The organism is Halocynthiibacter sp., from assembly GCF_049608145.1.
Classification (GTDB): domain Bacteria; phylum Pseudomonadota; class Alphaproteobacteria; order Rhodobacterales; family Rhodobacteraceae; genus Halocynthiibacter.
Genome location: NZ_JBMYXF010000072.1, coordinates 6,669 through 10,455 on the forward strand (window position 1 = coordinate 6,669; position 3,787 = coordinate 10,455).

The 3,787-nt window shown below is 53.7% G+C and carries 2 protein-coding genes; both read right to left on the reverse strand.

The window, feature by feature from the left end; genetic code table 11:
- The coding region (locus ACPGUT_RS14915) for a molybdopterin-dependent oxidoreductase (protein WP_423992714.1) at positions 1-1,891 on the reverse strand (1,891 nt) is incomplete at its 3' end.
- 111 nt (positions 1,892-2,002) lie between these two features.
- Positions 2,003-3,610: an antiporter gene (locus ACPGUT_RS14920; RefSeq protein WP_423992716.1), complete on the reverse strand. Its 1,608-nt coding sequence runs from the start codon at positions 3,608-3,610 to the stop codon at positions 2,003-2,005.
- Positions 3,611-3,787: the final 177 nt, after the last annotated feature.

The window sequence follows — 3,787 nt, forward strand, 5'->3', positions numbered from 1 at the left end:
GCGACAGGATTTCATTCGCTGACAGCTGTTCATAACGGAACTGATCTGTGTGGGCGTACCATGCAGAGGTGGAGTTCATGTGACGTGGCGGACGACACCAGTCCAGACCAAATGCCAGCGGTTGCCAGCCGGTTTGCGGACGCAGTTTTTCCTGGCCGACATAGTGGCTCCAGCCGCCGCCGGATTGACCGATACACCCACACATCACCAGCATGTTGATAATGCCGCGATAGTTCATATCCATGTGGTACCAGTGGTTCAGACCGGCGCCGAGGATAACCATGGATTTACCATTGGTTTTCTCAGCGTTCAGGGCGAATTCACGGGCAACAGCTTCGATTTTATCACGGGCAACGCCAGTGATTTTCTCAGCCCAAGCAGGTGTGCCAGGGATGTCGTCGTTGTAATCTTTGGCAACCCAATCGCCGCCCAGACCACGATCCAGACCATAGTTTGCACAGAAGAGGTCAAACACAGTCGCAACTGTGATGGTTTTTTTACCGGATTTGATTTTCTTCACCGGAATGTTGCGGGTCAGAACGTCAGGATGGTCACATTTGTGGAAGTTTTCAGTGGCTTCACCGCCGAAATATGGGAAATCAACGCCGACAACTTCGTCGTGATCCTCTTCCAGGATGAAAGACATCTTAAGGTCAGTGTCTTTGCCTTTTGCGCGTTCTTCCAGGTTCCATTCGCCGTCTTCGCCCCAGCGATAGCCGACGGACCCATTTGGTGCGCAGAGACCGTTTTCATTGTCCCAAGCGATGGTTTTCCATTCGGGGTTGTTCTTCTCACCAAGCTTACCGGCAAGATCATCCGCGCGCAGGAAGCGACCCGGGATCATGCGGCCATCTTTTTCTTCCATGGTGACAAGCATCGGGAAGTCAGAATATTTGCGGGTGTAATCCTCAAAATATTCGGCCTGACGATCAAGGTGGAATTCGCGCAGGATCACATGGCCAAAGGCCATTGCAAGCGCCGCGTCGGTGCCCTGTTTTGCGTTCAGCCAGATGTCACCAAATTTGGCGGCCTCTGAATAGTCCGGTGAAACAACAGCGGATTTGGTGCCACGATAACGCGCTTCTGTATAGAAGTGTGCGTCGGGTGTACGTGTTTGTGGAACGTTAGAACCCCAAAGCAGCAGGTATCCGGCATTATACCAGTCTGCGGATTCAGGCACGTCGGTCTGTTCACCCCAAGTCATTGGGGAGGCAGGTGGAAGGTCACAATACCAGTCATAGAACGACATGCAGACGCCGCCCAGCAGGGACAGGTAGCGAGAACCAGCTGCATAGCTGACCATAGACATCGCAGGAATTGGCGAGAAGCCAAAGACGCGGTCAGGGCCGTATGTTTTCACGGTATAAGCGTTGGCGGCGGCGATGATTTCGGTGCTTTCATCCCAAGTCGCGCGCACAAAGCCGCCTTTACCACGGGTTTTCACGTAGGACGCGCGCAGTACCGGATCTTCCTGAAGGGCTTTCCAAGCCGCAGCGGGTTCCATGTTTTTGCGCATACGACGCCAAGCTTTCATCAGCTTGCCGCGGATCAGCGGGTTTTTCACCCGGTTCGCAGAATAGAGATACCAGGAATAGCTGGCCCCACGGGCACAGCCACGCGGTTCGTGGTTCGGCAGATCAGGACGTGTGCGCGGATAATCGGTTTGCTGGGTTTCCCAGGTTACGATGCCGGATTTTACGTAAATCTTCCAGGAGCATGAGCCGGTACAGTTCACACCGTGTGTTGAGCGGACAACTTTGTCATGACGCCAGCGGTTGCGGTAAACATCTTCCCAGGCGCGGTCTTCATTCGTGGTCTGACCATGCTTGTTGGAAAAGGTATCCAGTTGCTTTGACTGGAAGAAATTTAGACGGTCGAGCAGGTGGCTCATCTCATATTCTCCTTAAGTTTGCTGGCCCGCCCCGCATTGCACGGGAATGCGACGGGGCGGGGCGGGCTGGCTCAGGCCCGGCCAGGGTGGCCGGAACTGAAGTTTTGGAAATCAAGGGTTCTTGATGTAAGCGCCTGGGCGCAGGTAGAACCACCAGTTGATCAGGATGCAGACGCCGTAGAAGACTGCAAAACCGTACAAGGCGTATTCAGGTGTCGCGGCTTTGATCTGTTCACCAAACACTTTGGGGATGATGAATGCGCCATAAGCAGCCACCGCAGCAGTCCAGCCAAGAACAGGACCAGCTTGTTCTTTGTTGAAGGCCACAGCGATTGTGCGGAAGGTGGATCCGTTGCCGATACCTGTTGCTGCGAAGAGGATCAGGAACAAGATCATGAAGGGGAAGAAGAATTCTTCCGGGGTTGCGGAAACGTAAGCTTGCTTCAGGAAGTAAGCCACACCCAGGGCAGAGCCAACCATCACGATGGAAATCCACTGTGTCACGCGTGCGCCACCCAGTTTATCCGCAATCATGCCACCAACAGGGCGGATCAACGCGCCGATAAATGGGCCCATCCAGGCAAACATCAGGGCACTTGGGCCGTTCGGGTTGGCCAGATCGTGGGTCATTACGCCGTCAACTTCGATGTGCTGGAAGCCAAACACAACTTTGATCGCCAGCGCAAAAGTCGCCGCATAACCGATGAAGGAACCAAAGGTCATGGTGTAGATGACAGTCATCGCCCATGTGTGTTTGTTGCCAAAGATCTTATATTGACGTGACAGGTTTTGGCCGACTTGACCTGGGATCATCTTCAGCAGGAACACAGTCAGCGCAATTACGATAGGCAGAACGATCCATTTGGACACCATAAAGCCAGATCCGCCAACTTTCGCAGGTAACATCAGCCACAGACCGAAAGCCGCAGTCAGGAAACCCACCAGCAACATGCCGGTAATGGTGCCAAATGCGCCAGCAGGGGATGGGATGTCAGGGGAGACATGTTCATCACGGATGTTGTTCATGCCCCACCAGCCAGCGAATGCCAGCGGTACAAGGAACAAGAGCCAAACAAAACCAGCGTTCTGAATGTAAGTCTCAGTGCCCGCAGGGATTTTACCGATCAATGTGCCGGATGTGTTCACCAGCTCACGGCCTTCGCCACCGAACAGACCAAAGGTCATCACAAGTGGGATCAGGATCTGCATGGTGGTCACACCAAAGTTGCCCAGACCCGCGTTCATGCCCAAGGAATAACCCTGCATGCGCTTGGGAAAGAAGAAACTGATGTTAGACATGGAGGATGAGAAGTTACCGCCACCGATACCAGACAGAAACGCCAGAACCTGGAATTTCCACAGTGGAGTGTTCGGGTCTTGCAGATAGTAACCCGCGCCAATGGCTGGGATCATCAGAAGGGCGGTGGTGAAGAAAATAGTGTTCCGACCACCCGCGATACGCACAAAGAATGTGGATGGAATACGCAGGGTCGCACCGGTCAGACCGGCAATCGCGCCGAGTGTGAACAGGTCAGATTTCTCAAAGCCGAAACCAAGGTTGATCATCTGAACGGTGATGATGCCCCAGTACAGCCAGACAGCAAAGCCGCAGAGCAGTGATGGAATGGAGATCCAGAGGTTGCGGTTCGCAATCGCCTTCCCTTCATTCTGCCAGAAGGTTTCGTCTTCTGGTGTATAGTTTCTAAGATCTTGTCCCAATTTGGTTCCTCCTCATTGTGAGGGTTGCGGCGGGCCCGGATGACCCGCCTGTGAGTGTTGTTATGCTTTGTTGTCAGGGTGTGTGCGGTTGTATTCCTCAACAATCGCCACGGATCGTGCCAGGGCTTCATTTGCCTGATCTGCGTGCAGCTGAAGTCCATCAATGCTGGCTTTTTC